The 25,502-nt window shown below is 41.6% G+C and carries 23 protein-coding genes; 4 read left to right on the top strand and 19 right to left on the bottom strand.

Annotated elements, in window-relative coordinates:
* Position 1 precedes the first annotated feature (1 nt).
* The 11 genes from gyrB to ACVC7S_RS01405 form a co-directional block, all read right to left on the bottom strand.
* Positions 2-1,948, bottom strand: coding sequence for a DNA topoisomerase (ATP-hydrolyzing) subunit B (gyrB, locus tag ACVC7S_RS01455; protein ID WP_447265922.1), 1,947 nt, complete (start codon positions 1,946-1,948; stop codon positions 2-4).
* A gap of 13 nt (positions 1,949-1,961) precedes the next feature.
* Positions 1,962-2,525 (bottom strand): HAD-IA family hydrolase, encoded by a 564-nt coding sequence (locus ACVC7S_RS01450; protein WP_447265921.1) that lies wholly within the window; start codon positions 2,523-2,525, stop codon positions 1,962-1,964.
* Positions 2,526-2,609: 84 nt separating this feature from the next.
* Positions 2,610-3,164, bottom strand: a complete 555-nt coding sequence (locus ACVC7S_RS01445; protein WP_447265920.1) for a DJ-1 family glyoxalase III — start codon at positions 3,162-3,164, stop codon at positions 2,610-2,612.
* A 12-nt stretch (positions 3,165-3,176) separates the two neighbouring features.
* Entirely contained in the window at positions 3,177-4,400 is a 1,224-nt protein-coding gene (locus ACVC7S_RS01440; protein WP_447265919.1) for an FtsW/RodA/SpoVE family cell cycle protein, read from the bottom strand.
* A 5-nt stretch (positions 4,401-4,405) separates the two neighbouring features.
* Complete coding sequence (locus ACVC7S_RS01435) at positions 4,406-6,895, bottom strand: bifunctional DnaQ family exonuclease/ATP-dependent helicase (RefSeq protein WP_447266041.1); 2,490 nt, start codon at positions 6,893-6,895, stop codon at positions 4,406-4,408.
* 199 nt (positions 6,896-7,094) lie between these two features.
* Positions 7,095-7,946, bottom strand: coding sequence for an NAD(P)H-hydrate dehydratase (locus ACVC7S_RS01430; protein WP_447265918.1), 852 nt, complete (start codon positions 7,944-7,946; stop codon positions 7,095-7,097).
* A gap of 55 nt (positions 7,947-8,001) precedes the next feature.
* Positions 8,002-8,775: an HAD hydrolase family protein gene (locus ACVC7S_RS01425; RefSeq protein ID WP_447265917.1), complete on the bottom strand. Its 774-nt coding sequence runs from the start codon at positions 8,773-8,775 to the stop codon at positions 8,002-8,004.
* 4 nt (positions 8,776-8,779) lie between these two features.
* Complete coding sequence (locus ACVC7S_RS01420; protein WP_447265916.1) at positions 8,780-9,637, bottom strand: bifunctional methylenetetrahydrofolate dehydrogenase/methenyltetrahydrofolate cyclohydrolase; 858 nt, start codon at positions 9,635-9,637, stop codon at positions 8,780-8,782.
* 149 nt (positions 9,638-9,786) lie between these two features.
* Positions 9,787-10,107, bottom strand: a complete 321-nt coding sequence (locus ACVC7S_RS01415; protein ID WP_447265915.1) for a TfoX/Sxy family protein — start codon at positions 10,105-10,107, stop codon at positions 9,787-9,789.
* Positions 10,108-10,140: 33 nt separating this feature from the next.
* Positions 10,141-10,875, bottom strand: coding sequence for an amino acid ABC transporter ATP-binding protein (locus tag ACVC7S_RS01410; RefSeq protein ID WP_447265914.1), 735 nt, complete (start codon positions 10,873-10,875; stop codon positions 10,141-10,143).
* On the bottom strand, positions 10,875-11,558 hold the full coding sequence (locus ACVC7S_RS01405; RefSeq protein WP_268705450.1) for an amino acid ABC transporter permease: 684 nt from the start codon (positions 11,556-11,558) through the stop codon (positions 10,875-10,877). Before ACVC7S_RS01405 ends, ACVC7S_RS01410 begins: the two co-directional genes overlap by 1 nt.
* A 190-nt stretch (positions 11,559-11,748) precedes the next feature.
* Here ACVC7S_RS01405 and ACVC7S_RS01400 point away from each other — a divergent pair, with 190 nt between their 5' ends.
* From ACVC7S_RS01400 to ACVC7S_RS01385, 4 genes are all read left to right on the top strand, one after another.
* Positions 11,749-11,979 (top strand): DUF1797 family protein, encoded by a 231-nt coding sequence (locus ACVC7S_RS01400; RefSeq protein ID WP_000443579.1) that lies wholly within the window; start codon positions 11,749-11,751, stop codon positions 11,977-11,979.
* Positions 11,980-12,213: 234 nt separating this feature from the next.
* On the top strand, positions 12,214-14,475 hold the full coding sequence (locus ACVC7S_RS01395) for an AAA family ATPase (protein ID WP_447265913.1): 2,262 nt from the start codon (positions 12,214-12,216) through the stop codon (positions 14,473-14,475).
* A 130-nt stretch (positions 14,476-14,605) separates the two neighbouring features.
* Positions 14,606-15,058, top strand: coding sequence for an NUDIX hydrolase (locus ACVC7S_RS01390; RefSeq protein ID WP_447265912.1), 453 nt, complete (start codon positions 14,606-14,608; stop codon positions 15,056-15,058).
* A gap of 58 nt (positions 15,059-15,116) precedes the next feature.
* Positions 15,117-15,416, top strand: a complete 300-nt coding sequence (locus tag ACVC7S_RS01385; RefSeq protein WP_000767191.1) for a DUF1827 family protein — start codon at positions 15,117-15,119, stop codon at positions 15,414-15,416.
* Positions 15,417-15,483: 67 nt separating this feature from the next.
* Here ACVC7S_RS01385 and metK read toward each other — a convergent pair whose 3' ends face one another.
* The 8 genes from metK to ACVC7S_RS01345 all read right to left on the bottom strand — a co-directional run bounded on the left by metK (position 15,484) and on the right by ACVC7S_RS01345 (position 25,272).
* Positions 15,484-16,674 carry a methionine adenosyltransferase gene (metK, locus tag ACVC7S_RS01380; RefSeq protein ID WP_447265911.1) on the bottom strand — a complete coding sequence of 397 codons (1,191 nt, stop codon included), beginning with the start codon at positions 16,672-16,674 and terminating at the stop codon, positions 15,484-15,486.
* Positions 16,675-17,058: 384 nt separating this feature from the next.
* Positions 17,059-18,402, bottom strand: coding sequence for a DEAD/DEAH box helicase (locus ACVC7S_RS01375; protein WP_447265910.1), 1,344 nt, complete (start codon positions 18,400-18,402; stop codon positions 17,059-17,061).
* A 104-nt stretch (positions 18,403-18,506) separates the two neighbouring features.
* Positions 18,507-19,322 carry an endonuclease/exonuclease/phosphatase family protein gene (locus ACVC7S_RS01370; protein WP_447265909.1) on the bottom strand — a complete coding sequence of 272 codons (816 nt, stop codon included), beginning with the start codon at positions 19,320-19,322 and terminating at the stop codon, positions 18,507-18,509.
* A 51-nt stretch (positions 19,323-19,373) separates the two neighbouring features.
* Positions 19,374-21,560, bottom strand: a complete 2,187-nt coding sequence (locus ACVC7S_RS01365) for a PTS transporter subunit IIBC (RefSeq protein ID WP_000973840.1) — start codon at positions 21,558-21,560, stop codon at positions 19,374-19,376.
* Positions 21,561-21,780: 220 nt separating this feature from the next.
* Complete coding sequence (gene ftsX / locus ACVC7S_RS01360) at positions 21,781-22,707, bottom strand: permease-like cell division protein FtsX (RefSeq protein ID WP_447265908.1); 927 nt, start codon at positions 22,705-22,707, stop codon at positions 21,781-21,783.
* On the bottom strand, positions 22,700-23,392 hold the full coding sequence (gene ftsE / locus ACVC7S_RS01355) for a cell division ATP-binding protein FtsE (RefSeq protein ID WP_000022274.1): 693 nt from the start codon (positions 23,390-23,392) through the stop codon (positions 22,700-22,702). Before ftsE ends, ftsX begins: the two co-directional genes overlap by 8 nt.
* Before the next feature lie 17 nt (positions 23,393-23,409).
* A protein-coding gene (gene prfB / locus ACVC7S_RS01350; protein WP_447265907.1) for a peptide chain release factor 2 occupies positions 23,410-24,505 on the bottom strand; the annotation gives its coding sequence in 2 pieces (ribosomal slippage) (positions 23,410-24,432 and positions 24,434-24,505; 1,095 coding nt in all).
* A gap of 110 nt (positions 24,506-24,615) precedes the next feature.
* Positions 24,616-25,272, bottom strand: a complete 657-nt coding sequence (locus tag ACVC7S_RS01345) for a CBS domain-containing protein (protein ID WP_447265906.1) — start codon at positions 25,270-25,272, stop codon at positions 24,616-24,618.
* Positions 25,273-25,502 lie beyond the last annotated feature (230 nt).

The following is a 25,502-nucleotide window of genomic DNA, read 5'->3' as shown; positions in this document are numbered from 1 at the left end:
TTTAGACGTCAAGTGTACTGTAAACAGCGTTTTCTTCGATAAATTCGCGACGAGGCTCTACCCGATCGCCCATTAACATATCAAAGATCTTATCCGCTTCGGCAGCATCATCTACCGAAACACGCGCCATCAAGCGATGTTCTGGATCCATGGTTGTTTCCCACAATTGGTGGTCATCCATTTCTCCTAAACCTTTATAACGTTGGATGGTTGGTTTTGAACGCCCTTCACTGTGACGTGCTAAGGCTTCTTGGAGTTTAATTTCTTGATCCGCACCTGGCTGGATGTATTCTTTAATCTCACTTCCAACTTTTACTCCGTAAATTGGCGGTTGGGCAATGTAGACATATCCAGCTTCTAGAATTGGCTTCATGTAGCGGTAAATCAGAGTCAGTAAGAGGGTTCGAATGTGGGCTCCATCAACATCGGCATCGGTCATCAAAACGAGTTTTTGGTAACGAGCCTTAGTGACATCAAATTCTGCCCCAAAACCTGTTCCCATGGCTGTGAAAAGGCTCCGAATTTCTTCGTTGGCAAGAATTTTATCCATGCTGGCTTTTTCAACGTTCAAGATCTTACCACGAATTGGCAAGATAGCTTGGAATTCACGGTTACGACCAGATTTAGCTGATCCACCAGCTGAGTCTCCCTCAACGATGAAGAGTTCGGTTTCAGCTGGGTTGTTTGAAGAACAGTCTGCTAATTTCCCTGGAAGATTAGAAATTTCCAAGCCAGATTTCTTGCGAGTGACTTCACGCGCACGCTTGGCAGCTACACGAGCCTTGGCAGCCAAAATCCCTTTTTCCACGATGCGCTTGGCAATCTGCGGATTCTCCATGAGGAAATCAGAAAATGCATCGCTAAAGAGGCGGTTGGTAATCTTAACAACTTCGCTATTTCCCAGTTTGGTCTTGGTTTGTCCTTCAAACTGCGGATTAGGGTGCTTGACAGAGATAACAGCAGTCAAACCTTCACGAACATCTTCCCCTGTCAGGTTGTCTTCATTGTCTTTTAGCAGTTTATTCTTGCGGGCATAATCGTTGATAACACGCGTCAGTGCTGTACGGAAACCTTGCTCATGTGTTCCACCTTCATGGGTATGAATATTATTGGCGAAACTCATGACGTTTTCGTGGTAACCCGTTGTGTACTGCATGGCTACTTCAACAGTAATGTCATCCATTTCTCCATCTGTATAGATTGGTTTGTCAAAGATAACATCCTTATTTTCGTTGATATACTCAACGTAGCTAGAAATCCCACCCTCATAATGGTAATGCTTGGTTTGTTCGAGACCTTCACGCTTGTCTGTAATTGAAATTCGAAGTCCTCGGTTCAAAAAGGCTAATTCTTGAACACGTTTGTTTAATTTTTCAAAGTCAAAAGTCGTTGTTTCTGTAAAAATCTCTGGGTCTGGTGTGAAGTGAACTGTAGTTCCTGTTTTATCTGTATCTCCAACGACCTCAAGATCAGCAACAACATGACCACGACGGTATTCTTGGTAATGAATTTTGCCGTTTTTGTGAACATGGACATCTAGTTGGGTTGAAAGAGCGTTTACTACTGATGAACCTACTCCGTGGAGTCCACCTGATACCTTATATCCGCCACCGCCGAATTTTCCTCCAGCGTGAAGAACCGTAAAGACTGTCTCAACAGCAGGACGTCCCGTCTTTTCTTGAATATCAACAGGAATTCCACGACCGTCATCCACAACGGTAATGGAATCATCAGGTTCGATAAAGACTTGGATATGACTAGCAAATCCAGCCAAGGCCTCGTCAATAGAGTTATCAACAATTTCCCAGACTAGGTGGTGAAGACCTTCTTTTGAAGTTGATCCAATATACATACCTGGACGCATACGAACGGCTTCCAGACCTTCTAAAACTTGAATTTGACTGGCATCATAATCCTGTGCCTGTTGGTTTTTGATTTCTTCTGTCATTTTTTCCCTTTTCTTACATGTCTATTGCTTGTCTCAATGTCGCAACGTTATTAAAAAGATAGGCATCTAAGCCAGCAGCTATACCTGCTTCTACATCAATATTTCTGTCACCAATGACCAAACCAGATGTAATATGATATTTATCACGTAAATAAATCATGGACTCAGGATCTGGTTTTCGTTTAAAACCTGAACTGGCAGTCACTACTTCAGTGAAGTAGTTGGCTATCCGGGTCTTAGAAAGAAGTTCCAGAACTTGGTCATTTCGATGAGAAACTAAGAAATGGCGACCACCCTTGTCAGAGATGTCTTTGAGTAAGTCTGGAATTCCCTCAAACAAAACTGGATGCTCTAACTCACGTGCTTCATTTTCTTTGTAGTTCTCTAAAAAATCCTCGATATCTGGAGCAAACTTCTCAATGGCAAAAGCTGTCGAAACCTTCAAGGCTTCGTAAACACGGTCGTGTTCTTGCTCAATTCCATATTGGGCCAAGGTTTCTACAAAAGCTGCTGTAGAAGTCTCATAATTATCCAATAGGGTACCACCTAAATCCCATATGTAGTCGTGATATTTCATACCCTTCATTATACCATTTTTTTATGAAAAAAGCGATGATTTCCTAGATTTTTCCAAGTAAAAAACGAGAGCCGAACTCTCGTTTTACTGTTGATTTCCAAAGACATCTTGATAGAGCATGCCGACTCGTAAACTTTCGGCATCTCCTCCCAACTGATCCACCAATTCATAGGCAAAGGCAAGGGCTGTTGACGGTCCTCGGCTGGTTGTTAGATTGCCATCCACAACCACTGTTTCCTTTTGGTAAATCCCGTCAGTAATTTGCTCCTGAACACCGTCATAACAGGTAAAGTGTTTGTCTTTTAAAACACCTGCTTGTTGGAGGGCGATTGGGGCTGCGCAGATAGCTGAAATCTTCTTTCCTTCTTGGTTAAAGGCTTGAATCTCAGAAATGAGGGCTTGATTATCCCGTAGATTTGCTGATCCAGGCATGCCACCTGGAAGAACGAGCAAGTCATAGTCGGATAAATCACCATCAAAGACACGATCGGCTGTTACTTGAATGTCATGTGACCCCGTCACCTGCTCCTCAAATCCTACCATATCACAGGAAATGTTTGCTCGACGCAAGACATCGACTACTGTCAAGGCTTCGATTTCTTCAAAGCCATTTGCTAAGATAACTGCTACTTTTGCCATAGCGACCTCCTCTTATTTGATTTGTTTTAGGATTACTTTTTTTCGTTTGAATGGAATTTTCCCACTTTTTTCTTCTGCTAGATTGGTCTGGTAACTCATAGACAAGAGAAGACCGACTCCGATGAGGTTACTAATAATTGCGGACCCCCCTTGAGAGATGAAAGGTAAAGGTATCCCAGTCAGAGGAAGCAAGCCAGTCACTGCGCCAATATTTTCAAAGATATGGAAGAGCAACATCATGATAAAGCCAGTCGAAATATAGGTATAGAACTGGTTGTTTGACTTAAGTGTAATCTTCAACATCCGATAAATAAGAAGCAAGTATAGAGCAACCACAAAGACTGAACCAATAAAGCCAAAGTCTTCCGCAATTACGGTGAAAATCATATCACTTTCACGTACTGGAATGAGGAGATTGGACACATTAAAACCTTGTCCAAACAAGCCACCACTTCCAATAGCAATTTGCCCTTGCGCTTGTTGGTAAGTTGTTGTTTGCGCGAAGTCAAAGGGATTGAGCCAAGCCAAAATACGGTTAATCTGGTAGGTCGGCATCCCAATCTGGTGTAAGAAAGCACGTCCATCTTTACTGATAAAAATCGCTAGGAAACCTGCGACTGCAGTCACTCCTGTAGCAAAAACTGGAATGATAATCTTCCACGAAACACCTGAAAGGAGAACCATACCGGAAAAAATAGCCACGAAGACCAAGGCAGTTCCTAAGTCACTTTGTAGGGCTAAAAGAACCAGCACTGGAATAGTAAAGCCAATCATCCAAATAATCAGCAAGAAATCCAGTGGGATGGTTCGGCGCCACTCCTTGTGCTTTTGAGTGAATTGTACAATGACTCGAGCCAATATCAAGATATAGGAAATCTTCATGAACTCAGATGGTTGAAAGAGCGTGGTTCCTCCAATCGACACCCAGTTTTTAGCACCCGTAGAAGCTACCAAACTCGGATTGTAAAAAACAAGGGGGAGAACCATCAAGGCCAAACCTAAGACATAAAGATAGGGAGTTACCTTCCATAAAAACTCGGTATTGAAGAACATGACCACAAAACCAATAACAAGCCCTAAAGCAATCCAGGCGATTTGTTGACCTAGAATTGGAAGTACATTATTGGGATAGTCATGGCTAACTGCTATATAAATAGCCACTACTCCAATCACCAGTAGACAAAATACTGGTAGAAGGAGGCTATAGTCGACTCGAGAGTCGAAGGAACGTTTCATATTTTTTACCTTTTCTCTTTCTTGGATTTTTCTTTCATTCTATTGCGACGGGATTGTAGAAAATCTGCTACTGCAGACTCTAGCTGTTCTCTAGCAAGGACCCGAACCTTTCTTTCTTTTGACATGGTTTGGGCAATTTGTTTGCCATAGCGCTTGCTGACAACACGACTGTCTAGGATTACAGCAACCGAACCTTGGTCAGGCCGTCTAACAGTACGACCAAGGGCTTGTTTTAGCCGAATAATAGCCATCGGCAATTGATAATCATAGAAGGGATTTTTTCCTTCTCGACGTAGTTCTTGGTTTAATTTTTTGGTTAAAGGTTCTTGTGGATTTTGAAAAGGCAATCTCGGAATCACTTGGAGTACAAATGGATGGGTTGAAAAATCAACTCCTTCCCAGAAACTACCTGTTCCAAGCAATATCTGACGTTCACCTTTTTCAAAACGTTTTTTCAGTTGGCTTGGTTCTCCATTTTTATATTGAGCTAGATGAGGATGGTCTAGCAGATCCGAAACTGCCAGCAACATCTCTTTTGAGGTAAACAAAACCAATAAGGGTTCTTGAAAGGCTTGTAACCTTCGAATGACAGAAGTCACTTCACTCGCATAGTCAAATGGCGAAACTTCTGTCACAAGAGGAAAGTCATCGATTAGAAAGACTTCTTGTTGCTCCTGCTTTGCTACATCAAGCCTAACAAGTGGAGCATCTGGAAATCCCAGTAAATCTGCTAAGGAAACCCGATTGCTGATTTCAAGAGTGGCAGATACTCCTAGGAGCCTACAATCTTCTGGCAATAAGTCTGCTAGTATAAAGCGACCGTTTTTGCTTGAACAAATCAGGACATCCTTGCTCGATTTCTCTGCTGGAGCAAGCCAAAATTCATGGTCCGACGTAAAAAAGTTTGCCATTTCTCTATACTCTGGGAGAACTAGCTCCGAAAAATGTTGGCGCAACTGTTCGAGAGAATCCAACCACTTTCCATCCTTAAGGCCTGACTGATAGTGCTCCATCAAGTAACGACATTCAAAAGCAATACTCTCAAGCAAGCGCTTCTGAACCAAATCTTCCTCTGACTCTAAGGACTTATCAAGCTGGGTTACAAGTTCCTCAAGACGATAAGCCTGCTGGGCTAGATTTTCAAGAGCTAGCAGCATTTTTTGAGCTTCATCCAAAATCACCAAACGGTTGTCGACAAACTCTGGATTGTCTTCCAAACGAGTAACCAGATAGGCATGATTGGTCAAGAGGACGCGACTGGTCTTGGCCTTTTCCTGCCCTCGTTTCCAAAAATCCTCTGTGGCAAATAAACTTTTCTTTGAAAGCTTGCCATCGTGGACTAGTTCAGGTAGAAAATGCTGATAGCGATAAAGTTGCCCAATTTCATCCAAATCACCAGTCTCTGTTTCCGTTAGCCAGATGAGCAGTTGCATTTTAAAGCGTGTGAAAAGACGATTGGACTCAGATCGATGGAGAACTCTGTGAAAGGCATCCAGTTTTAAATAATTTTGAGGACCCTTGAGACTATGAATCTCCAGATGAAAAACCTCTTTTAAATGCTGTCCTTCTTCTTGCATGATCTGATTTTGAAGAATTTTGGTCGGGACGCTCACTAGGATTCCAGCTTCACCCTCCAAATTCAAAGCTGGGAGGAGATAGCCGTATGTCTTACCCAATCCCGTTTGAGCTTGGATAAAAGAAGTCTGGTATTCTTCTAATAAGTGCTCAATCTTCTCCGCAAAATCCAGCTGTTGCGGACGGTCCTCCAGCCCCAGTAAAGAAATGTTTTTAGCAAAGTCTTTGGATAATTTGCGTGGTACTAAGGCTTGACTTTCCTTTCTCAGGAAAAGCCCATGGAGTTCTATCAATTCCGGAGAGGACAGGAGAGATTGTTGCTGATAGACCTCCTCAATCACCAGATAGCTTTCATAGAGAAGGTTATCTGCAAGGTCTAACAAGCTTTCTAAGAGCCCTTTTGGTAACTCAAAAAGTTTTTGACGCATGTAAAGCAAGAGTTCTGCTGTTGCCTGAGCATCAGACAGGGCAGTATGGGCCTGTTCCAGTTCAATGCCCAACTCTTGACAAAGAATACCTAGATTGTACTTTTCAAACTGAGGATATAGAACTTGGGCTAGCTCAACAGTATCCACCCGTGGAGTGCGCAATTCATAGCCTTCAAAAAAGAGAAATTCTGCAAGGAGGTTGGCATCAAATTGTACATTGTGCGCAACAAAAATACCGTCCTTAACCAATTCAAAAATTTTTCCAGCCACCTGAGAAAACTCTGGTGCCGCAGCCAAACGTTGATCAGTCAGACCTGTTAATTCTTTGATATGAGAATCCAAGGGTTCGTGAGGATTGACATCAGTCGCATACTGATCGATGATTTCACCATTCTCAATCACCACAATGCCTACTTGAATAATTTTTGCCTTGCTTCCGGTGCTGGTCGCCTCTAAATCAACGACCACATACCGATCATTTCTCGCATTCATCATTAAAAATTATATCAAAAAAAGCATGATTTGACACCCCTCAACTTTGATAACAATCTTGCTTCACTTTCGAGTTCGATTAAAAATCAAGACCTTAAAAGTGAGAATTTCTCGCAAGTTCAGCAGTTGTTTGCTGGTTCTGAGATGTTTGAAAAACTTAACAGGATAGTTACATCAATATAAAAAGACAACCAAGGTATCAGTTGCCTTTTTGAGATATTTTTTTCATTTTTTTCGGAAGTGTCTTGCTAATTTCCGTTGGTAAGACAAGATAGTGTTCTTGAGAAAGTTCTTGCGCGATAGCTGAGTGCAGATGGGTCGCTACTACTACGCGTTCATAGAGATTGACATGTGGAAACTGACCTGCAAAACCTGCAATCATCCCAGCCAAAGTATCTCCCATCCCACCAGTTGCTTGATAGGGGCCTCCAACCTCCAGTTGATAGTATTCAGATTTGCCAGTTTGCCAGATACGAGTCGCTGGACCCTTCTCAACTAAAATCGTCCCTTGAGGAAAAGATGAAAGAGCCCTAGCAATCGTCTCTGTATTTTGATGGTCAAGAGCTATACCAGATAGTCTTTCCCATTCCTTTTGGTGGGGAGTTAGGATGATCTGTCTAGATGGGAATGGCAAATGACCTTTTGCTAAGATGCCCAAAGAACCACCATCAATAATCAAAATCTGGTCATTTCTGAGCTTATCAAAAACCCGTTTTACAAGTTCTTCTCCGAAGGCATCCTCTCGCAGACCTGGACCCAGCAAGACAACTTCTGCCTTTTCCAACTGTTCCTTTAGTAATGCTTTATCCTTTAGAGAAAAAGCCATGGCTTCAGGTAAATGGCTGTGCAGGGCTGAGATATTCTCCTTATCCGTCCCAACAGTCACCAAACCAGCGCCACTTTTAACTGCTGCAATGGCGGACATGATAATAGCTCCCCCATAAGGATAGGTTCCTCCCAGCAAGAGTAGACGACCGTAATCCCCCTTATGACTGTGACGAGACCGTTCCACAATGACTTTTTCTAATAAAGTTTGATCAATCACTTTCATCGTTTTTTCCTCTCACTCCATTATACTACAAAAGGAGGGGCGAACCTCCTTCTATCTATTTTCCCTTAAATTCCGCAAAGGTCTGTAATATTTTAGCTGCCACTGCTGGAGAAGGTTCTCCTTTTAGCTCAACCGTTTCATCTGTATATGGACTAAGACCAGCAAAATCGCCTATCCGGACAGAGTAGAGAGATGTTTTAAAGAGCTCAATATCGTTTTGGTCATTGCCAAAAGCAATAAAGTTCTCTCCACATAACTTTTCAACAGTTGTCGCCTTATGAGTGTCCAAGGGGTTGACATAAAGGCATTTTTCATGCGCATGATAGGACAGATGAGCCTGCCCCAGTCTTTCTAGCTGTCCAAGCAGATCATCAAGCAAATCCTCATGGTCTCCCATATAAACGACTACCTTAATCGGAGTACCCAAGTCCTCGAGTTTCTGATGGCGAGCTACCTTTAGGGGATCCACACTGGAGATAAATGGAATCTTTTCCACAATCTGACCACTATAGTCAAAGCAATCATCTGCAAAGAAAGGGAGATTATAGGTCTGGCAATAATCCACTAGCGCCTGATAAACTCTAGCATCGAGATTTCTCTCATAGATGGCTTTCCCCAGATAATAGGCTACGCCTCCATTCAAACCTATGACCAAGCGCTGACTAAGTTCAGTACCTAATAAACCCAAACAATCCCGATATGAGCGAGCTGAGGCAAATACAACCTCATGTCCATAATCGCCAGCCTTTAAAAGAACCTGCTTAATCTCCTCATCTATGGTCATATAGTCAAAAGACAGCGTCCCATCCAGATCAAATACGAATTTCATTTTCCTAGTCCTTGTTTAGTGTTCGAAGCGCTGCTTCATAGGTTTGCTCCATCAGCATGGTAATGGTCATAGGGCCAACTCCACCAGGTACTGGCGTGATGTGGCTGGCAAGTGGTGCAACGGCATCATAGTCAACATCACCACATAGCTTGCCATTTTCATCTCGGTTCATCCCTACATCAATGACAACTGCACCCGGTTTGACAAAGTCAGCAGTCACAAACTTGGCGCGACCGATAGCTACGACAAGAATATCCGCTTGCGATGCTACTTGAGCTAGATCTTTTGTACGGGAATGAGTTAGAGTAACAGTAGCATTCTTGTCTACAAGAAGCTGGGCAATCGGCTTCCCAACGATATTCGAACGACCAATAACGACCGCATTTTTTCCTTCCAGCTCAAACCCATACTCATGAAACATCTCCATAATCCCAGCAGGAGTTGAAGGAATCATAACTGGATGCCCTGACCAAAGACGTCCCATGTTTAGCGGATGAAAACCATCCACATCCTTTTCTGGATCAATGGCAAACAAAACAGCCTCTTCGTCAATATGTTTAGGTAATGGTAACTGAACCAAAATCCCATGCCAAGCTGGATCTTGATTGTATTTGGCAATCAAGTCTAACAATTCCGCTTGTGTAATAGTTTCAGGAACTCGCACTACTTCACTATGGAATCCTGCAGCAAGAGCTGACCGTTCTTTGTTGCGAACGTAGACTTGGCTGGCTGGATTGTCCCCAACCAAAATCACCACCAATCCTGGAACTAAACCTGTTTCTTCCTTTAGTTTGGCAGTCTTTTCAGCCAACTGTCCTTGTAACTTAGCGGCAAGAGCCTTTCCATCAATAATCTGTGTCATATCACTTCTCTTTTCTGTCAAATATCCTCTATTATATCAAAAAACACCTTGCCATTCTAACACTTCTTGACTAATAGACCTTATAGTTTGAAACTATAAGAAAAAGCTCTTGTCGAGCTTTTAGTGCCTATTGATATTAGGTAAATCTGTCATGCTTTCTTTTTAACTTTTGGAGCCGGTAAGACTTCATACATATCCCTGATCAGTCCCGCTAGAAATGACTTATCTTCAAGGTCTTCTAGTAAAATCATCTCTTTGGCTCCTTCATAAGGTCGTTCAAGCCTAGTTTGTTCCAATTGATCCATAACCACCTTCACAGGCTTCAGTAACAAACGATTATCATAGATTCCACCAATGATTTTCCCACGATAATAAAGGATATACTCTCCCATCATTGGGCGATAACTCATCTCCTCTAGCTCCGAAAACTGATCGAGAATAAAGTCTAAATATTCCTTACTGGAAGCCATGATTTTCACTCCACTTCTTCTAAAAATGAGGTCTTACAAAACCTTACTCAAAAAATCCTTGGTCCGTTGTTCTTGGGTTTGGTCAAAAATCTCCTCTGGTCTTCCATCTTCTACAACAACCCCATCCGCCATAAAGATAACACGGTCTGCCACCTCGCGGGCAAAGCCCATTTCATGCGTCACAATCACCATGGTCATCCCTGACTTGGCAAGGTCTTGCATAACAGCTAGAACTTCTCCAACCATCTCAGGGTCTAAGGCTGAAGTCGGTTCATCAAAGAGCAAAACATCTGGTTCCATTGCCAGTCCACGTGCGATGGCAATCCGTTGTTGTTGCCCACCTGACAAACTCTGCGGGTAGGTCTTTGCCTTATCTGGCAAGCCAACTTTTTCTAATAGTTCCAGTGCTCTCTTCTCCGCAACTTCCTTGCTTTCTCCTTTGGTTTTAATTGGTGACAAAGTGATATTTTCCATCACTGTCATATTGGGAAAGAGGTTGAATTGTTGAAATACCATGCCCATCTTTTCACGCATAGCAAAAAGGTCATTTTTCTTATCAGTGATATCAACTCCTTCAAAGATAACCTTGCCTTTACTTGCTTCTTCAAGGAGATTCATCGAACGAAGGAGAGTTGACTTTCCGCTCCCTGACGGTCCGATAATGACCACAACTTCTCCTCGTTTAATCTCAAGGTTGATGCCTTTTAAAACTTCATTTTTCCCAAAAGACTTATGTAGTTCTTCAATTTTAATCAAGGTTTCTGTCATTATTTCTTGTCTCCTTGTCCAATATGTTTTTCAAATGCTTTCAACGCCACTGTCAAAACAGAGGTCATAATCAAATAGTAAAAGGCTGCAAATAAAAGGGGAGTCAAGGGTAAATAAGTTGTTGTTGCTACTGTCGTTGCACCATTCCACAACTCCATCACCCCAATCGCAGACAAGAGGGAACTATCCTTGATAATGGTGATAAATTCATTTCCCAATGCTGGCAAAATATTTTTAATTGCCTGTGGTAAAATAACATAACGCATGGCATTTTTCGGACGAATACCGAGAGAATATGCGGCCTCTAACTGCCCTTTAGGAACTGCATTGATCCCTGCACGAACGGTTTCAGACACATAAGCACCACTGTTCATCGAGATAATCAAAATACCTGGAATTAAACGAGAAAGGTCCACACCTAAAATCCCTACTTGAATAGTGGGCGCATCGATATGCATGAGGGCAAAAGCAATCATAATTTGCACCATCATCGGTGTTCCTCGGAAAATCCATACATAAACATTTGCAAACCATACAAGAGGTTTAAACCGTGAACGTTGAGCAAAGGCCAATAAGACACCTAGAATGGTACCGAAAAAGACTACCAGAATTGAAATCACTACCGTGATAAGAGCACCATAATTAAAATAAGGTAAATACTTTGGTAAAAAGGAAAAATTCATATAAACTCAGCTTTCTAAATATCGGATTGTATGATTATAACATGTTCTGAATTAAAATTCAATCTTTTTTCACTGATTTTCACCAATAATTTTATGCAAAAGAGAAATAGCGAGAAATCTTAGTTTTTTCTAGTCAAGTCCCCGTGGTTTATGGTAAAATAGTAACGATAAGAAATGGAGGAGAATCATAATGGAATCACATTTGGTTAGAATCATCAACCGCCTAGAAGCTATGACAAAAGATGGCGGAAATCTAAAACGTAATTTTGAACGTGAAGGAGTTGTTGTTGCAGAAGTTGCTTACAGCTATGACGAAGAAAATGGATCACTCTTCACCCTTCGCGATGTTGAAGCACGTGAAACCTATACCTTTGATAGCATTGACTTGATTGCAATGGAGATCTACGAACTCCTTTACTAATAGAAAAGCAGCAGGGAAACCTGACTGATGAACGAGAATCCTTTTTGTCCCTGCAAATAGGATTTTTTCTTACCATCAGTAACAGAGATTTTCTTAGGAACTTTCTCTCGAAATCTCCCTAGCCCAATCTTTTTACTTGCTTTACACCTTAATCATGCTATAATGAGAATATAAAACTTTGACTATTTTTGACCTTTTATCAGGCCAAGGGTAAGAATGAAATGAGGTAGATGTATGCTCTGTCAAAACTGTAAAATTAACGACTCAACAATTCATCTTTACACCAATCTCAATGGACAGCAAAAACAAATTGATCTCTGTCAAAATTGCTATAAAATTATCAAAACAGACCCAAACAATACCCTCTTTAAAGGAATGACTGACCTAAACAATCGTGATTTTGATCCTTTTGGAGACTTTTTCAATGATTTGAACAATTTCAGACCTTCTTCTAATAACGTCCCTCCAACTCAATCAGGTGGAGGATATGGAGGTAATGGTGGCTACGGACCTCAAAATCGCGGACCTCTTCAAACACCGCCTCCAAGTCAAGAGAAAGGTCTTCTAGAAGAGTATGGGATCAATGTTACAGAAATTGCCCGTCAAGGAGATATTGACCCTGTTATCGGTCGAGATGAAGAAATAATTCGTGTTATCGAAATCCTCAACCGTCGAACCAAAAACAATCCTGTCCTTATCGGTGAACCAGGTGTTGGTAAAACAGCCGTTGTTGAAGGTCTGGCTCAAAAAATCGTTGATGGTGATGTTCCCCATAAACTCCAAGGCAAGCAAGTCATCCGTTTGGATGTGGTCAGCCTAGTTCAAGGAACAGGTATCCGAGGCCAATTTGAAGAGCGTATGCAAAAGCTCATGGAGGAGATACGCAAACGTGAGGATATCATTCTCTTTATCGATGAAATTCATGAAATTGTCGGTGCAGGATCTGCTGGTGATGGCAATATGGATGCAGGTAATATCCTCAAACCTGCCCTTGCCCGTGGTGAATTGCAGCTTGTCGGAGCGACTACCCTCAATGAATACCGTATTATTGAAAAAGATGCCGCTCTCGAGCGCCGTATGCAGCCTGTCAAGGTAGATGAACCAACTGTCGAAGAAACCATTATCATCCTCAAAGGGGTTCAAAAGAAATACGAAGACTACCATCACGTCAAGTATACTGATGCGGCTATAGAAGCTGCTGCAAATCTGTCCAATCGTTACATTCAAGACCGCTTCTTACCTGACAAGGCTATTGACCTTTTGGACGAAGCCGGTTCAAAAATGAATCTGACGCTGAACTTTGTGGATCCCAAAGTGATTGACCAGCGTTTAATTGAGGCTGAGAATCTCAAGGCTCAAGCTACACGAGAGGAAGACTTTGAAAAGGCTGCCTACTTCCGTGATCAGATTGCCAAGTACAAGGAAATGCAAAAGAACAAGATGACTGACCAGGATACTCCTATCATCAGTGAGAAAACCATTGAACACATCATCGAGCAGAAAACCAATATTCCTGTCGGAGAACTCAAAGAAAAAGAACAGTCTCAGCTTATCCATCTAGCAGAAGACCTCAAGTCCCATGTTATCGGACAAGACGAGGCTGTCGATAAGATTGCCAAAGCCATCCGTCGTAATCGTGTTGGTCTTGGAACTCCTAACCGGCCAATCGGAAGTTTCCTCTTTGTCGGACCAACTGGTGTCGGTAAGACAGAACTGTCCAAACAACTAGCCATTGAACTCTTTGGTTCTGCTGATAGCATGATTCGCTTTGATATGAGTGAATATATGGAAAAACACAGCGTGGCTAAATTGGTCGGAGCCCCTCCAGGCTATGTAGGCTACGATGAAGCGGGGCAATTAACAGAAAAAGTTCGCCGTAATCCCTATTCTCTCATCCTTCTCGATGAAGTGGAAAAAGCTCACCCTGATGTCATGCACATGTTCCTTCAGGTCTTAGACGATGGTCGTTTGACAGATGGGCAAGGACGCACTGTTAGCTTCAAGGATGCTATCATTATCATGACTTCAAATGCTGGAACTGGTAAGGCCGAAGCCAGCGTTGGTTTTGGAGCCGCTCGTGAAGGGAGAACCAACTCTGTCCTTGGTGAACTCGGAAATTTCTTTAGCCCAGAGTTTATGAACCGTTTTGACGGCATCATCGAGTTCAAAGCTCTCAGCAAGGACAACCTCCTCCAAATCGTCGAACTCATGCTAGCAGATGTTAACAAACGCCTCTCTAGCAACAACATCCATCTCGATGTAACAGACAAAGTCAAGGAAAAGTTGGTTGACCTCGGCTATGATCCAAAAATGGGGGCGCGCCCACTCCGCCGTACCATTCAAGACCATATTGAGGATGCTATCACAGACTACTACCTTGAAAATCCAAGTAAAAAAGACCTCAAGGCAGTTATGACAAGCAATGGCAAGATTCAAATCAAATCTGCCAAAAAAACTGAAAAAACAGAAGAGATTGCTTCTGAAATAGAAGAATAAAACGACCTAACAGGTGCAGGAAATCTAACAATTTCTGCACCTTTTTTACTAAAATAACTGTAAATTCTTGACAGCTTGCCCCTCGTACATTATGATAATAATAAAGATACTAAAGAATGAGGACAGTTCGATGGCCAACCCAACTTTTGGTGTAAAAAAAGAAAATGTGACCTACCAGCACCGCTATGGTGTGTACGCAGTTATTCCTGATCCTGATAAAAAACAAATCGTTTTAGTTCAAGCTCCCAATGGTGCTTGGTTCTTGCCTGGTGGAGAGATTGAAGCGGGAGAAGACCATCAAGAAGCACTGAAGAGAGAACTCATCGAAGAACTTGGCTTTACAGCTGAAATTGGAAGCTATTTCGGACAAGCTGATGAGTATTTCTACTCTCGCCACCGTGACATCTACTACTACAATCCAGCTTACCTCTACGAAGCTATTTCTTTTGAGGAAGTACAAAAACCTTTGGAAGACTTTAATCATATTGCTTGGTTTCCTATTGACCAGGCAATAGAAAAACTCAAACGTGGTAGCCACAAATGGGGAATTGAAGCTTGGAAAATCCAGCATGGAATTGACTAAAATACACGATTTTATCCAAAAAGTGCTATAATAGAATTAGAAAATCGGAGGAACTATTATGAAGCTTATCAATACGACAAACTCACACTCGCAACTTGTTAAAAGCCAATTAGAAAGCACTGACGCAACGCTTGTTGAAGTCTATTCAGCTGGAAACACAGATGTGATTTTCACTCAAGCTCCGCTTCACTATGAAATCCTCATTTCCAACAAACACCGCGCTATTCGTGAACCAGAAATCGAAACCATCCAAGATTTCTTCATGAAACGCAAAATCGATAAAGATAATATCGATGAAGCCAATATCAAGACCCTTTATTCTGATAAATTGATTGAAATTTCTATTCCTACAAAATAAGAAAGCCAGCCAAAAGCTGGTTTTCTTTTGCAAAAAAAGATTGGTAGTTTCTACCAATCTTTTATTTTTATTTTACAGCTTCTTTCAAAGCATCTACCTTGTCTAAACGTTCCCATGGAAGGTCAATATCTGTACGTCCCATGTGTCCATAAGCCGCTGTTTGACGGTAAATTGGACGTTTAAGATCCAGCATTTGGATAATTCCTGCAGGGCGAAGGTCAAAGATTTGACGAGCCGCTTTCTCAAGCTTGCTTTCAGCTACTGTTCCTGTACCAAAGGTATCGATACGGACAGAAACAGGCTGCGCAACACCGATAGCGTAGGCCAATTGAACTTCTGCCTTCTTAGCCAGACCCGCTGCAACAATATTCTTGGCAATATAACGTGCCGCATATGAGGCTGAACGGTCCACCTTCGTCGCATCCTTACCAGAGAAGGCACCACCACCGTGACGAGAGTAGCCACCATAAGTATCCACGATAATCTTACGACCAGTCAAACCGGAGTCTCCTTGAGGTCCACCGATGACAAAGCGACCAGTTGGATTGATGAAGAATTTTGTTTGCTCATCCAAGTAAGAAACTGGAATAACTTCTTTGATAACCTTGTTAATCACATCATTATGAATTTGTTCATTGCTGACATCTGGATCGTGCTGAGTTGAAATAACTACAGTGTCCACACGTACTGGACGATCGTTTTCATCATACTCAACTGTAACTTGTGATTTAGCATCTGGGCGAAGATAGCTGATTTCACCAGATTTACGAAGTTCTGCCAAACGACGAACCAGTTTATGACTGAGTGAAATTGGCAATGGCATGAGTTCCTCTGTCTCATCTACTGCAAATCCAAACATGAGCCCTTGGTCTCCAGCTCCAATCAAGTCCAGTGGATCTTGATCTGCATTCCCACGAACTTCCAAGGCTTCGTTCACACCTTGTGCGATATCTGGTGACTGCTCAACAAGTGAAGGATGTACTCCTACCGTCTCCGCAGAAAAACCATATTCTGTATTGGTATAGCCAATCTCTGCAATAGTATCACGGACCACACGGTTAATATCCACATAGGCATTTGTCGAAATCTCACCAAAAACGTGGACTGAACCAGTATAAACAGCTGTCTCAGCAGCAACGTGCGCTTCTGGATCCTCTGCTAAAATAGCATCCAAAATCGCATCTGAAATTTGGTCTGCAATCTTATCTGGATGCCCCTCAGATACAGATTCAGACGTGAATAATTTACGTTCTGACATAAAAATGTCCCCCCTTAAAAAATATTGTTATAGAGTTACAAAGTACTGGTAGGTATTTCCATTATCTAAGAGTTACGACGCGAAAGAAATAAAAACGATACTTTTTTATTTCTGATGCTAGTAAGGCGCATAGGGTGACCGCCTTATAGCGGCAACCGTAGAATGACGAGTAACTTTGGAGCCGTCATTCTTTGCGAGTTACAAAGTACTGATAGAAAATCCTATCCTCTACGGTTTCAACTCGAAAGAAAAATAGACCTTTCTACCACCTTATCGGGACTATATAACCTTATCATTATACCACTTTTTATTTTTTTTTGCAGTATTTTTAAAAATTCATAAAATGAAGTTAAAAAAAGGAGCTATGCAGCTCCAATTCTATACTTAAAATGTTTGGCGTTTGGCTTTACGCTCGGCACGGCCACGAGCACGATTTTCAGCACGCTTTGTTTTGCGACGTTTTTCATCCACCGCCCATTGAATCTTCTTCTTATAACCTGGTTTGACTTTTTTCTTTTTCTTTTTAACCAAGCCAATCATTTCAATATCAAGCTTATCCTGCTTCTTTTCACGGTTGGCACGACGATCACGATCATAGGTATCTTGAAACTCTCCGTCTTTGACCATCTTAGGAGTAAACTTGATTCCTAATTTCTCCAACTCACGGATATCCGAGTCATCGCTTGGCTGGTAAAGGGTAATAGCTGTACCAGGCAGTCCGTTGCGACCAGTTCGTCCAACACGGTGAACAAAGAAGGACAAGTCTTGCGGAATGGCGTCATTGATGACATGACTAACCCCTTCAATATCAATTCCACGCGCTGCCAAGTCCGTTGCGACAATGTACTCAAAATCAAGATTTTTCACCTGATTCATGATCCGCTTGCGCTCACGAGGGGCAATATCCCCATGAATCTTAGCCACCTTCAAACCTTGAGCTGTTAGATATGTATGCAATTCATCTGCACGAGTTTTGGTATTTACAAAAATCATAGCCAAATAAGGCTGCATGGCTTGCGTCAACTCATAAATCTGAGCATTCTTATCTCGTCCCTTGGTCGAAATCAACCAGTTATCAATGGTCTCAGAAATGACTGTTTTTGTTTTGATTTTTTCCATAACAGGATTTGACAAATATTTTTTCAAGAATGGCTGCAACTTCTGTGGAATGGTTGCTGAAAAGACCATGAATTGCAAGTCCTTAGGAAGGCTTCCTGCTATCTTATCAACTGTCTCTAAGAATCCCATATCCAAGGTCATATCGGCTTCATCGACAACAAAGGTCTTAGCCTTGTGAATAGCCAGATCACCAGATTTGACCAAGTCATAGATACGACCTGGAGTCCCGATGACAATGTGGGGCTGGTTACTTGCCAATTTATCAATCTGACGTGCCTTATCCGTCCCCCCCACATAATTAACCACACGAACTTCGACATCCGAGTGGGCCGCAATCTGACGTGCTGCTTGGTAGATCTGAGTAGCTAACTCACGACTTGGAGCAGTAATGACCGCCTGCACACTATCGCTAGTTTCATCTAATTGCTGGAAAATTGGTAACAAGAAAGTATGAGTCTTTCCAGAACCTGTTTTTGATTCACCAACCAAGTCACGACCTGCCAAGACTATAGGAATTAACTTATCTTGAACCTCTGTAGGAGTCTCAAATTTCAACTCCTCCAAGGCTTCTGCTATATAATTTTTAAATTGAAATTTCGTAAATGACATGCTATCCTCGATTCTATTCATCTAACCATTATACCATATTTTGAACATTTTCAGTAGTTAAGTCCGACTAGCAAAAAATGAAAGGGAACAATCCCTTTCATTTTCTATTTCCAGTTTAAAATGGCATTCAAACCATAATGATCACTGACTTGTGGACCATTCTGCCCATCAAAAACCACATGCAAACTTTCTACTTCTAACTCTTTCGTTGTAAAGACATAGTCAATTCGAAGCGGTTCAGTATTGCCTTTCCAACCATCAATTTCTGGTGGAACGGTATAGCTACCACTTCTCTCCTTAGCAACTTCAAAAGCATCTTGTAACTCTAGAGGACTAGCTAGGATCGCTTGATAACCTTCCTGACCAGCTGGATTATTGAAATCACCTGCTAATATTAGAGGTTTCTTCAAATCTTTCAGTACAGCCTGGAATCGTGCCCATTCTTCCTGAAAACCTTTATCCCACCATGAAAGATGGACGCTTGCAAGAGCGAGTTCTTTACCCTCAACTTCTGTCTCTACCAAGGCGACACGGCGAGTATGGTAGTCTGTTGGATCATCTACATCCGAAACTAAAATCTCACGCGCTTGAATAGGTGTCTTGGATAAGATAGCAACACCCTCATGGTAGCGGTCATAACCGATATGGTTATAGGCCCAGGTCCAATAGTAGCTTCTTCCTTTCTCAGCCAATTTTTCAACCAAAAGTCTAACATAGTGGTCTTGGTGAATTGGCTCTGCCGCTGGCAAAGCTTGATAGAGGTCATTAACCTCCACCTCAGGAGAAGTGATTTCCTGATTGATTTCTTGGAAACAAATCAAATCATAGTCTTTATCAAGAATATCTTGGAGCAAGAGCTGGAATTTTTCTTCTGCTTCTTTCTCCATCCAACTATGAGTATTGAGTGTTAAAAATTTCATGCTTTTCTCCTAAAACAAGAGGTTGGAAAACAGCTTCCAACCTCAAGTATATTACAATTCTACTTTTGCAACTGCTGTTTTCGCTGCAAGAGAACCAGTTTGTTCTAATTTAACAGATTTAATTGCTTCAGCATTTGTGAAGACAACCACTGTTGAAGTTTCACGATCTGCTGCACGGATAGCATCCAAGTCAGCTGTAACAAGAAGATCACCAGCAGCAACCTTTTGTCCTTCAGCTACGTGAACTGTGAATGGTTTTCCTTCAAGACTTACTGTGTCCAAACCGATGTGAACAAGCACTTCAAGTCCTGCTTCAGTCACAAGACCGAGAGCATGTTTAGTTGGGAAGACACTTGATACAGTACCAGAAACTGGAGATACGATATTTCCATTTGCTGGTTCTACTGCGAAACCGTCACCCATCATTTTTTGAGCAAAAACAGGATCTTTCACTTGTTCCAATTCAATAACTTGACCATCAGCTACTGAGTAAACTTCCTCTGTCACACCTTTGTAGTGTACAGTGTTTTGTTGAGCTTCAGTCATTTGGCTTGGAAGAGTTTCAGGAATAATTTCACCTGAGTCAAGAATATCTTGGATATCAGATTTCAATACGTCAGCTTTTGGTCCGTAGATAGCTTGGACACCTTGTCCTTTCATGACAAGACCCATAGCTCCTTCTGCTTTCCATTGTTCCTCAGTACCAACGCGATCTGCATCTTTAACAGTTACACGAAGACGAGTCATACATGCATCCACATCTACGATATTTGCACGACCACCAAGAAGGTTAATGATATTTACGGCTTGAGAAGCTGCTGCAACTTTTGGAGTTCCAGAAGCTGCTTCTTCTGATGCTCCTTCAGCTGTTTCGTAGTTTCCGTTACGTCCTGGGGTTGCGTAGTTGAATTTTTTGATCATGAAGTTGGCAATGAAGTACATGATAACCGCAAAGAGAACAGTTACCCAGATAAAGTTAACGATATCCATACCAATACCAGCATTAATTGCCAATGGTGTACGAGTCAAGAATTCAATTGAACCGAATGAGTGGACACGAAGGTGAACAATATCTGCCATAGCAAAGGCAGCACCTTGAACTACTGAATAAACAAGGTAAAGCGGTGTCGCGATGAACATGAACATATACTCGATTGGTTCAGTAACCCCTGTCAAGAATGTTGCAAGGGCTGTCGCAATCATCATCCCTTTGTATTGGTGTTTCTTGTCTGCATCAACATTACGGTAGATAGCAACGATAACACCCATCAAGATACCAAATGAACCGATCATTTGTCCAACTTTGAAACGAGCTGGATGTACTGTATCTAACAAGTGTTGGTATTGACCAGCGTCAGTACCTTTAAGGTTTACAAGGTCTGTTACCCATGCAAGCCAAAGTGGATCTTGACCAAATACTTGGCTACCTTTTGCTGCACCAGTTAAGACTTCATAAGTACCACCAAGAGCTGTGTAGTTCATTGGGATAGTCAACATGTGGTGAAGACCAAATGGCAAGAGCAAACGCTCCAAAGTACCATACAAGAATGGTGCTAGAATTGGTGCAGTTTCTTGAGAGTTTGCAATCCAGATACCAAAGCTATTGATACCTGTTTGAACAAGTGGCCAGAAAATTGAAAGAACAATTGCAGCAATTACTGAACGAACAATAACTACAAACGGTACAAAACGTTTTCCGTTAAAGAATGAAAGTGCATCAGGAAGCTTACGGAAGTTATAGTATTTGTTAAAGGCAGTTGCCCCTATAAAACCAGAAATAATCCCTACGAAAACACCCATGTTAAGTGCTGGAGCTTCCATAACACTGATAAAGTAATCAGAAACTTTGATTGACCCACCCAATAGTGTTGAAACCATAGCATTTGGATCTTTTAGCATGTCGCCAGATACTCCAAAGATTGTACCTGTGATACGGTTGATAAGGATAAAGGCAAGACCAGCAGCAAAAGCACCACCAGCGCGTTCTTTAGCCCAGCTTCCTCCGATAGCAAGGGCGAACAAGATATGAAGGTTAACGATAACTCCCCAACCGATTTGCTCTAGTACACCACCAGTAATTACAAGTGGTGAAAAGTTAGGGTTAATCATCACTAGCGACTTACCGATTGAAATCATCAATCCAGCCGCTGGCATAACAGCGATAACCACCATCAAAGCCTTACCGAATTTTTGCCAAAACTCGAAAGACAAGACATTTTTGAATGTAGCTTTCATCATTCAAATCTCCTTTATTTTATTTTAGGCAAACGTTTTACGAAAACGTTTGCACCAACTTATATACTAATTATACCACTTTTTATTTTTTTGTAAAGGCTTTTATAGAAAAAAATTCTCCTTTTTCTTAAATTTTTATACAAAAAAGAGAAGTTCTTTAAAACTTCTCCTTTAAACTGTCTGGATATTTCCACTAAGCTATGCAATTTGCATTGATATCCAATTAAATTTTCAAGAATCGACGCATTGAAATTCCTGATCCGATTGATCCAATGAAGATTCCGATGACAAACAAGAGAACCGTCATCAAAGGAATAAATAGATCTGGCGTAATCATGGATAGGTTTTGACCAACCAAAGATTTATTGACAGATTGGTAGACCATATTGTAGATAAAGAATACTAGGACTGAAGGAATAGCTGCTCCAAATAAACCGATGAAGGCACCTTCCAACAAGAATGGACCACGGATGTAACTATTCTTAGCTCCTACCAGACGCATGATCTGAATTTCACGGCTACGCGAAATAATGGTGATACGAATGGTGTTGGAAATCAAGAAGACCGCGATGAAAATCAAGAGTCCTGCAATAATCAATCCCCAAACACGGATGAAAGATGCTAGTTCAAAGAGTCGTTGAGTGTTGGCTCCACCATCTTGAACTTCTGAAACTCCCTCGATTTTCTTAGCTTCTTCAGCTACTTTCTTTACATCACTTGGAGATTTGGTATCTACGATATAGGCATCATAGAGTGGGTTGGCATCCCCTTCAAAGACCTTCCAGTCATCCCCCATCGTTTCAGTCAATTTTTGGTATTGCTCCTCTTTACTTGAGAAGATAACGCTTTTTACAGCTGGCATAGCTTTCAAAGCATCATAGACCTTGTGGTAGTCATTGTTGGTAACTGTCTGACCTTCTTTTTCAATCGTTTCACTGTTATCAGCCACATCCTTACGAATGTAAACCATAACACGAACGTTGTTTTCAATATCGGTAGCCAGTTTAGCTGTGTTAAAAATTACGGATGCAAACAGGGCAACGAGCGTCAAGGTAATCATAACCGAGCTCACTGCTGCTACTGTCATCCAGCCATTTCGCTTTAAACTTTTTAGTGATTCAAATAAATGGCGAAAAAATCTACTAATCATCGTATCCATATTCTCCTTTTGCTTCGTCACGAACGACACGGCCATTTTCAATGGCAATGACACGGTGGCGCAAGGTATTTACAATCTGACTATTATGGGTAGCCATCAATACTGTAGTACCTTGGAGATTGATGCGTTCCAACAGATTCATAATTTCCCAAGAATTATCTGGGTCCAAATTTCCTGTCGGTTCATCGGCAATCAAGACTTTCGGATTGTTGACAATCGCGCGAGCAATAGCAATCCGTTGTTGCTCTCCACCTGAAAGTTCATTAGGGAATGAACGAACCTTGTGTTTCAAACCAACTAGGTCCAAAACTTCCATAACACGTTTTTTAATGGTACGGCGGTTCTCACCGATTACTTCCATTGCATAGGCAATATTTTCATAAACGGTTTTCTTTGGCAAGAGTTTGTAGTCTTGAAAGACAACTCCAACACTACGACGAAGAAGAGGAATATCTTTCTTCTTGATTTTAACCAAATTAAAACCTGCAACTGTTAAACTACCTTTTTCAATCTTTACTTCTCGATATAAAGCTCGAATAAAGGTGGACTTCCCTGCTCCAGAAGGTCCTACAATGTAGGCAAATTCTCCCGGTTCAATAGTGACAGACACACCACGCAAGGCAGTCGTTCCGTTGTCATACTTTTTGACAACATCTCGCATTTCAATGATTGACATGTGAGTTCCTTTCTATCTTAGCTGATTCTCCATTTGAGATAGGCATCGATGAAACCATCTAAATCTCCATCCATAACCTTATCTACTTGGGCAACTTCAAAGCTCGTACGGTGATCTTTCACCATGGTATAAGGTGTGAAGACATAAGAACGGATCTGACTTCCCCAAGTGATTTCTTTTTTCTCACCTTTAAGGGAATCGACTTCTGCTGCTTTCTTTTCTTGCTCCATTTGATAGAGCTTAGCCTGCAACATCTTCATAGCACGATCTCTATTTCCATACTGGGTACGATCGACTGTCGATTGAACGACTGTCCCCGTAGGAATGTGCGTCAAACGCACACCTGTTGAAACTTTATTGACGTTCTGTCCACCAGCACCACCTGAACGGAAGGTATCCATCTTGATATCGTCGTCACGAATTTCCACTTCGATGGTATCATCTAACTCAGGCATAACCTCTACGGATGTGAATGATGTGTGACGACGTTTAGCTGAGTCAAATGGTGAAATACGGACCAAACGGTGAACACCCATCTCCGACTTGAGTAGGCCATAAGCATTTGGACCTTCAAAGGACAAGGTCACCGACTTGATACCTGCTTCATCACCAGCCTGATAATCCAAAACTTCTACTTTAAAACCTTTGGCATTTCCATAACGAGTATACATGCGGAGCAACATATCCCCCCAGTCCTGAGCTTCAGTCCCTCCAGAACCTGGATGGATTTCCAAGATTGCATTATTATGGTCATAGGGTTCTGACAAGAGAAGCGTCATTTCGTAACTGGTCATCATCTTATCCAACTCGGTTAGCTGCTCCACAAGTTCATCATGGACTGACTCGTCTTCTGCTAAAAAGTCTAATAAAATTTCAACTTCATCCTGCAACTCCTCCATTTTATGGAAGGTGTTGTAGGTGTTTTTTAATTCATTTAATTCTTGCGACGTTTTTTGGGCCGCAATATTATCGTTCCAAAAATCAGGTTCTGTCATCTTGTTCTCCAAGATGGCAATCTCTTCCTCTAATCCTTCGAGGTCAAAGAGACCCCCTGAAAGAAGCTAATTTTTCACGATTTGCATCAATTTTTTGACGAATTTCTGAAATGTCCATAGATACTCCTTTTCATATCGTTTTATTATACCATAATCTCTTATTTCTTTCCATATTTTGCTTTTTTATGCTTTTATTGCCCAACAAAAAGAGGCTCTAAAGCCTCTGATTTAAAGGACTTTGGCAGAGGTATGAGTGATCTCCTCCACTTGAATTCCTTCTTTTTCAAACTTATCCTTTAATGAAGTCAAATCGATTTTTCCATCAATTTGAACTTCGATGACTACTTTGCCATCCTTACGCGGAATATTAACTGTGTGCGAGATATTCAAATTTTCCTCGGCAATCAAGGACACGATTTTTCCTAAAACTCCGACCTCGTTTTCCGTAATAAAACGAACACGAATCCCTTCTTCTCCATAACCAGCGATTTCCAAAAAGGCTTGGAAGACATCGCGGTCCGTAATCACTCCATATACCTGCTGGTTATCAACAACTGGTAAAATGCCAATCTTATTTTTCAGCATCAGATAGGTCGCATCTTCTAGACTTGCATAGCCAGAAACTGTCACGACATCTCGAATCATGACGTCTTTGACTTTGGTCTTATTGAGAAGATAATTCATCTCGTAGATAGAAAGACTGGTTGCTTTAGATGGACTTGCCTCTGCGATAGTCCCTTCTGTAACAAGACCAACCAATTGATCATTTTCGATAACAGGTAAACGGTGCAAGCCTTGCTCGCGCATCAAATCTGCTGCGTGTGCTACAGTCGTATCAGGACTGATATAAACTACCTTGCGTGTCATAAAATCTTTAACTGCCATGAGACTTCTCCTTCTCTATTTCTACTTTCATTATACACTTTCTTAGAAAATCTATCAAACGCTTTCATCTCTTTTTCAAGATTTTGAGTCTTTTACAAAAAAGAGCTCTAATTTAGAGCCCTGTGAATGAGGGATTAGCAATCCACATTCGGTTTTATTTCATCACTTAGGAAATTGCTACGCAATCTCTATCCGCCGACTAAAACAATCCACTGGTTCTGATGATTGCT

The organism is Streptococcus sp. Z556 (assembly GCF_053010225.1).
Note: the sequence above shows the minus strand (reverse complement) of the source record. Positions and strands in the feature narration are given on the sequence as shown.

Coding starts and splice junctions, on each gene's coding strand:
- gyrB (WP_447265922.1), bottom strand. CDS start 1,948: ATGACAGAAGAAATCAAAAACCAACAGGCACAGGATTATGATGCCAGT.
- ACVC7S_RS01450 (WP_447265921.1), bottom strand. CDS start 2,525: ATGAAATATCACGACTACATATGGGATTTAGGTGGTACCCTATTGGAT.
- ACVC7S_RS01445 (WP_447265920.1), bottom strand. CDS start 3,164: ATGGCAAAAGTAGCAGTTATCTTAGCAAATGGCTTTGAAGAAATCGAA.
- ACVC7S_RS01440 (WP_447265919.1), bottom strand. CDS start 4,400: ATGAAACGTTCCTTCGACTCTCGAGTCGACTATAGCCTCCTTCTACCA.
- ACVC7S_RS01435 (WP_447266041.1), bottom strand. CDS start 6,895: ATGAATGCGAGAAATGATCGGTATGTGGTCGTTGATTTAGAGGCGACC.
- ACVC7S_RS01430 (WP_447265918.1), bottom strand. CDS start 7,946: ATGAAAGTGATTGATCAAACTTTATTAGAAAAAGTCATTGTGGAACGG.
- ACVC7S_RS01425 (WP_447265917.1), bottom strand. CDS start 8,775: ATGAAATTCGTATTTGATCTGGATGGGACGCTGTCTTTTGACTATATG.
- ACVC7S_RS01420 (WP_447265916.1), bottom strand. CDS start 9,637: ATGACACAGATTATTGATGGAAAGGCTCTTGCCGCTAAGTTACAAGGA.
- ACVC7S_RS01415 (WP_447265915.1), bottom strand. CDS start 10,107: ATGGCTTCCAGTAAGGAATATTTAGACTTTATTCTCGATCAGTTTTCG.
- ACVC7S_RS01410 (WP_447265914.1), bottom strand. CDS start 10,875: ATGACAGAAACCTTGATTAAAATTGAAGAACTACATAAGTCTTTTGGG.
- ACVC7S_RS01405 (WP_268705450.1), bottom strand. CDS start 11,558: ATGAATTTTTCCTTTTTACCAAAGTATTTACCTTATTTTAATTATGGT.
- ACVC7S_RS01400 (WP_000443579.1), top strand. CDS start 11,749: ATGGAATCACATTTGGTTAGAATCATCAACCGCCTAGAAGCTATGACA.
- ACVC7S_RS01395 (WP_447265913.1), top strand. CDS start 12,214: ATGCTCTGTCAAAACTGTAAAATTAACGACTCAACAATTCATCTTTAC.
- ACVC7S_RS01390 (WP_447265912.1), top strand. CDS start 14,606: ATGGCCAACCCAACTTTTGGTGTAAAAAAAGAAAATGTGACCTACCAG.
- ACVC7S_RS01385 (WP_000767191.1), top strand. CDS start 15,117: ATGAAGCTTATCAATACGACAAACTCACACTCGCAACTTGTTAAAAGC.
- metK (WP_447265911.1), bottom strand. CDS start 16,674: ATGTCAGAACGTAAATTATTCACGTCTGAATCTGTATCTGAGGGGCAT.
- ACVC7S_RS01375 (WP_447265910.1), bottom strand. CDS start 18,402: ATGTCATTTACGAAATTTCAATTTAAAAATTATATAGCAGAAGCCTTG.
- ACVC7S_RS01370 (WP_447265909.1), bottom strand. CDS start 19,322: ATGAAATTTTTAACACTCAATACTCATAGTTGGATGGAGAAAGAAGCA.
- ACVC7S_RS01365 (WP_000973840.1), bottom strand. CDS start 21,560: ATGATGAAAGCTACATTCAAAAATGTCTTGTCTTTCGAGTTTTGGCAA.
- ftsX (WP_447265908.1), bottom strand. CDS start 22,707: ATGATTAGTAGATTTTTTCGCCATTTATTTGAATCACTAAAAAGTTTA.
- ftsE (WP_000022274.1), bottom strand. CDS start 23,392: ATGTCAATCATTGAAATGCGAGATGTTGTCAAAAAGTATGACAACGGA.
- ACVC7S_RS01345 (WP_447265906.1), bottom strand. CDS start 25,272: ATGGCAGTTAAAGATTTTATGACACGCAAGGTAGTTTATATCAGTCCT.